The sequence below is a fragment of the Streptomyces sp. NPDC101490 genome (assembly GCF_044767145.1).
Classification (GTDB): Bacteria; Actinomycetota; Actinomycetes; order Streptomycetales; family Streptomycetaceae; genus Streptomyces.
Genome location: NZ_JBIWNI010000052.1, coordinates 1 through 4,848 on the forward strand (window position 1 = coordinate 1; position 4,848 = coordinate 4,848).

At 71.1% G+C, this 4,848-nt stretch carries 3 protein-coding genes and 2 pseudogenes; all 5 read right to left on the bottom strand.

The window, feature by feature from the left end; all coding sequences use genetic code 11:
- Positions 1 to 67 (bottom strand): annotated as a pseudogene (locus ACIRQY_RS35585) (ATP-binding protein); the annotation flags it as partial.
- Positions 48 to 605, bottom strand: a complete 558-nt coding sequence (locus ACIRQY_RS35590; protein ID WP_351796984.1) for a DUF742 domain-containing protein — start codon at positions 603 to 605, stop codon at positions 48 to 50. The gene ACIRQY_RS35590 and the pseudogene ACIRQY_RS35585, both read right to left, overlap by 20 nt.
- A 93-nt stretch (positions 606 to 698) precedes the next feature.
- Positions 699 to 1,112: a roadblock/LC7 domain-containing protein gene (locus ACIRQY_RS35595; protein WP_056644956.1), complete on the bottom strand. Its 414-nt coding sequence runs from the start codon at positions 1,110 to 1,112 to the stop codon at positions 699 to 701.
- A 7-nt stretch (positions 1,113 to 1,119) separates the two neighbouring features.
- A complete protein-coding gene (locus tag ACIRQY_RS35600; protein WP_403933006.1) occupies positions 1,120 to 4,407 on the bottom strand; it encodes a nitrate- and nitrite sensing domain-containing protein in 3,288 nt (1,095 codons plus the stop codon).
- 339 nt (positions 4,408 to 4,746) lie between these two features.
- A pseudogene (locus tag ACIRQY_RS35605) lies at positions 4,747 to 4,848 on the bottom strand (ATP-binding protein); the annotation flags it as partial.

Here is a 4,848-nt window from a genome sequence, read left to right on the forward strand (position 1 = left end):
CCGCCACCACGATCTTCGCGCTGGTGGTTGAACGGGCCGCGCCGCCGCTAGAGCTTGCGAAGTCCACTGAGCACCCTTTCGAGCAGTGTCACGTCTGGCTGACCGCCGGCGGCTTCGTCGCCGCCCGGCTGGTGGATGGCGACGAGGCCGGCCTCCGCCAGGTCGGCTACGAGGATCCGGGCGACGCCGAGGGGAATGGAGAGGAGGGCCGAGATCTCGGCGATCGACTTGATCTCGAAGCACAACCGGCAGATCCGCTGGTGCTCGGGCAACTGCCCCTGCAGCCGGGACGGATCGGCGGTCGTGCTGACCAGCGCCTCGATGGCGAGCTGGTAACGCGGCCGGGTCCGGCCGCCGGTCATGGCGTACGGACGGACGAGCGGATTGTGTCCGCCCGAACCGCCCGGGGAACCGTAGCCGCCCGAGGACGCGCGCGAGGAGCCGTACGCGCCCGTGGACGGGGCCGGGGACTGCCGATGGGGCTGCGACGTGGCAGGTCTGCTCGGCGTGGAGGGAAAGTTGTACCGGTTGTGCGCGGGGTCGCCCGGGGGCGTCTGGTACGCGTCATAACCGTTGTAGGGGTTCGAGCCCGGTGGTGTACCCACGTCTCCTCCTCCGACTGCCTCGCGGTCCCATGTCCCTTGGAGCCGCGCCACCGCACCCTACGGGGCGGTGGCGCGGAACGCACTGTCTGTCTGTTAGTTGAGAAGACTTCCCTGGAGCTCCGCCCGGAGGTCGGGCGTCAGTACGGTGCCCGCCCGGTCCACCAGGAGGGCCATCTCGTAGCCCACGAGACCGATGTCGGCCTCGGGGTGGGCGAGGACGGCCAGCGAGGAACCGTCCGAGACCGACATGATGAAGAGGAAGCCGCGCTCCATCTCCACCACGGTCTGGTTGACCGCGCCCCCTTCGAAGATCCGGGACGCGCCCGCGGTCAGCGAGGTCAGTCCGGAAGCGACGGCCGCCAGCTGGTCGGCGCGGTCCCGGGGGAAGCCCTCGGACATCGCCAGCAGGAGTCCGTCGGCGGAGACCACCACCGTGTGGGACACCCCGGGGGTGTTGTCCACGAAGTTGGTGATCAACCAGTTCAGATTCTGCGCCGCCTGGCTCATGCTCACACTAACGCTCCTGGTTGTAGGTGCTGCTGGGGCCGAGGCCCGATCCGTTCGTGTCCGATCCCGCGTTGCGCCCCTGCTGGACGCCCCGGCGCAGGTTGCTCAACCTGCCCCGTACGTCCTCGGGTGCGCGGGAGACCTGGGGGCCGCCCTGCGGGGTCTGTTCGGCCTTGCCCTCGACCAGGTTGGCCTTCGGGACCCGGCGGGGGAGACCGGACGAGGTGACCCCGCCGGCCTTCGGCTCCTTGAGCTTTCCGGCCCGCTGCCAGCGCTCGTCGTTCGTCGACCGCCATGTGTCGGAACCTTCGGCCTCCGGCTGCTGTTCCCGCACCGGCTGCGCGGGCTCAGTCCGCTGCGGCGCCTGCTGCTGCGCCGTCCCCTGGTTCTGCGGGGCGGCACTGCCGCGGCGCGGCAGACCGGCGTCGGTCAGCTGGTGACCTGCGTCCGGGGCGGCACTCGGGGCCGGACCCGGACGGTCGAAGCCTACGCGGTCGGGGGCCTGTTCGGCAGCGCCCGGAGCAGATTCCGATTCCGTTCCGAACGCCTGCGGCCAGCTGTTTCCGTAGCTGTTCCGATCCGGCCACTCACCCTGGTGGGGCTGGGAGTCGAACGCATTGTCGTACTGCTGGTGTTCGGTCTGCGGAGCGGTGTACGAGCCTTCCGGATGGCCCTGCTGCGGGAAGCCCTCGTGACCCTGCTGCGGATAGCCGAAACCATCCTGCTGGGGGAGGCCCGCCGGGTACTCCTGGCCGTACCCCCCCGGCTGCGCGTACCCCTGCTGCGGGTACGGCTCCGCCGGGTACTCCGGGGTCTGCCGCGGCTGCCCGTACTCCTGGGCCGGGGCCTGCTGCCCGTGCTCCTGGACCGGGAATCCCTGGGCCGGGGCCTGCCGGCCCCGCTCCTGCGCCACCGGCGCGGCCTCGTCGCGGAAGAGCGGCTGTCCGCCGCCCTGCTGCCGGGCCCCCGCGCCGCCGCGCCGCCCGCCGTGCTGCGGCGCGGGACCGGCCGGGTGCTCCTCGGCGACGGGCTGCTGCTCGTACCGCGAGTCGTCGAAACCGAGGTCCGCGGCGGTCAGCACCGGCTGCTGCCGCGGCGGCGCGGCCTCGAAGCCGCTCCGCTGCTCCGGCATGATCTGGGAGACCGTGAAGTCGTCCTGGAGCGGCTGCTCGCCGCCACCGCCGTGCGTGATCACGTCCGGGAGCATGACCAGCGAGGTCGTGCCCGCCTGCTCGCCCGAGGGGCGGAGCTGGACGCGGATGCCGTGCCGGTCGGCGAGCCGGCCGACCACGAAGAGGCCCATGCGCTGCGAGACGGCCGCGTCGACGGTGGGCGGGTTGGCCAGCTTGTGGTTGATGTCCGCGAAGTCCTCGGCGGTGAGGCCGATGCCCTTGTCGTGGATCTCGACCATCACCCGGCCGTCGGGGAGCCGGGTCGCGGTGACCCGGACCTTGGTCTGCGGGGAGGAGAACGTGGTGGCGTTCTCGAGCAGCTCGGCGAGCAGGTGCACGAGGTCGGTCACGGCCTGGCCGTGGATCTCGGCCTCCGGCACGCCCGCCAGCTCGATGCGCTCGTACTGCTCCACCTCGGAGGAGGCCGCCCGCAGGACGTCCACCAGCGGGACCGGCTGGTCCCAGCGGCGGCCCGGGTCCTCGCCCGCGAGGACGAGGAGGTTCTCGCCGTTGCGGCGCATCCGGGTCGCCAGGTGGTCCAGCTTGAAGAGGTTCGCCAGCTGGTCCGGGTCGGCCTCGTTGTTCTCCAGGCCGGTGATGAGGGTCAGCTGGCCCTCGATCAGCGACTGGTTGCGGCGCGAGAGGTTGGTGAAGATCGCGTTGACGTTGCCCCGGAGCATGGCCTGCTCGGCGGCGAGCCGGACGGCCTCGCGGTGGACCTGGTCGAAGGCGCGGGCGACCTCGCCGATCTCGTCCCGCGAGTCGATCGGGATGGGCTGCACCCGGGTGTCGACCCGGCCCGGCTCGGCACGGGACAGCTGGTCGACCAGCATCGGCAGGCGCTGCTCGGCGATCCCGAAGGCGGCGGTGCGCAGCGCGCGCATCGAGTGGCTCATCTGGCGGGCCATCATCCCGGCCAGCACGAAGGCGGCGAGCAGGGCGACGACGACGATGCCGCCGTTGACCCAGGCGTCCCGCTGGGCGTCGCCGGAGATCCTGGAGGCCTCGGCCACGGCCTTGTCGACGAGGGCCTTCTCGACCTCGGAGTAGCCCGTGAACCTGGCGCCCGCGACGGCGGCCCAGACCTCGGGGGTGATCCCCTTGGACTTCAGGGCGGCGAGGGCGTCGGGGTCCTTGGCGCTGCCGATCGCGGCGGTGAGGCCGGAGTAGACGGAGCCGTCCTTGCCCTTGGGCGGCTCGACGTCGGAGGAGGGCAGCTGCTTGGCGCTCTCGGTGGCCTTGGCGGCCATGGTCTTCTTCAGTAGCTCGACGTCCTCGGGCGCCCCACCGGAGGAGAACTCGCCGAGGGCGATCTGCTCCAGGTAGTTGTACGAGTTGAACGCCACGGACTGCTGGGCGAAGACGGCTTCCTCGCGGCTGGGCCGGACCAGGAGCTGGGTGCCGATGGAGCGCTGGAGCGACTCGGCGCCCTTGGCGAGCTGGACGGCGTAGACGCTGCGGCCGTAGGCGGTGACGTTGCCGGTGCCGAGGCCCAGTTCGTTGGAGAACTCGGTGAGGTAGTGCTGGACGCCGGTGTAGCCGAGCTGGGTGTTCACCGGGTCGAGGGAGCGGGTGTACGCGGCCTTGCGGAGCGCGTCGAGCTTGGGCTCCTCGTCCTTGAAGAGGCGCAGCCGCCGCTCCAGGCCCTGGCCCGGGGGGAGGTCCTTGACGGCCTGGTCGAAGGCGGTGCGGGCCGCGTCGGTCGCCGCGTACGCGTTCTGCACCTGCTCGCTCCTGCGGTCCTCGGGGGACTGCGCGGTCAGCAGGGGAGCGGCGGTGAGGTCACGCTCGTTCAGCAGGGCGGTGCTGTAGTCAGAGGCGGCCCGCACGACGAGCGCGGTCCGCTCGGCCTCCTGGGCCTCCTGCCAGGTGTCGATGGACCCCTTGACCTGGAAGCCGCCCATGACGAGGCCGACGAGCACGGGTATGAGCAGGATCGCGTTCAGGCGGGTGGGCACCCGCCAGTTGCGGGGCGAGAGCTTGCTGGAGCTTCCCGTACCGACGGCGGCCGTGGCGGGCGGGGGCGTGACGGGCACGTCCACGGGCGACACGGCGGCGCGCGACGGCGGCGTGAAGTTGCCCCGCGTCTCCTGCTCCGCGGAGCTTTCCTTGCTTCGCCTCACTCGACCAACAACCTCTCGGCGTCGGCACCTACGTTGTGCCGGTGTTTCGTTCAGGGCCGTACTACTCGGGAGTTCATGAATTGCAGCACGTGAAGGGGTTTCGTTCCAAACAGTGGGAACCGGGCCCCCGCCACGACCGGGGCCTGACATAAAACGGGCATAAAGAGCGAGCCCCGCCAAAAGGCGGGGCTCAGGTGAGCACAGCGACACCGATCGGATGCGTCGGGTGTCCGAGGCGCCCCAATTCTCTGTCGAAACGTTATGAACAGCCGGGCGGCCGTGTCGAAGGACACAGACCGCCCATGACGGAGGCATGGGACAACCGCCCGGTCCGTCCCGTCACTTGAGTCGTGCCATGAGGGCGTGTTCGACGAGGGTGATGAGGGCGCTCTTGGCGTCGCCGCGGTGGCGGGCGTCGGTGGTGATGATGGGGGTGTCGGG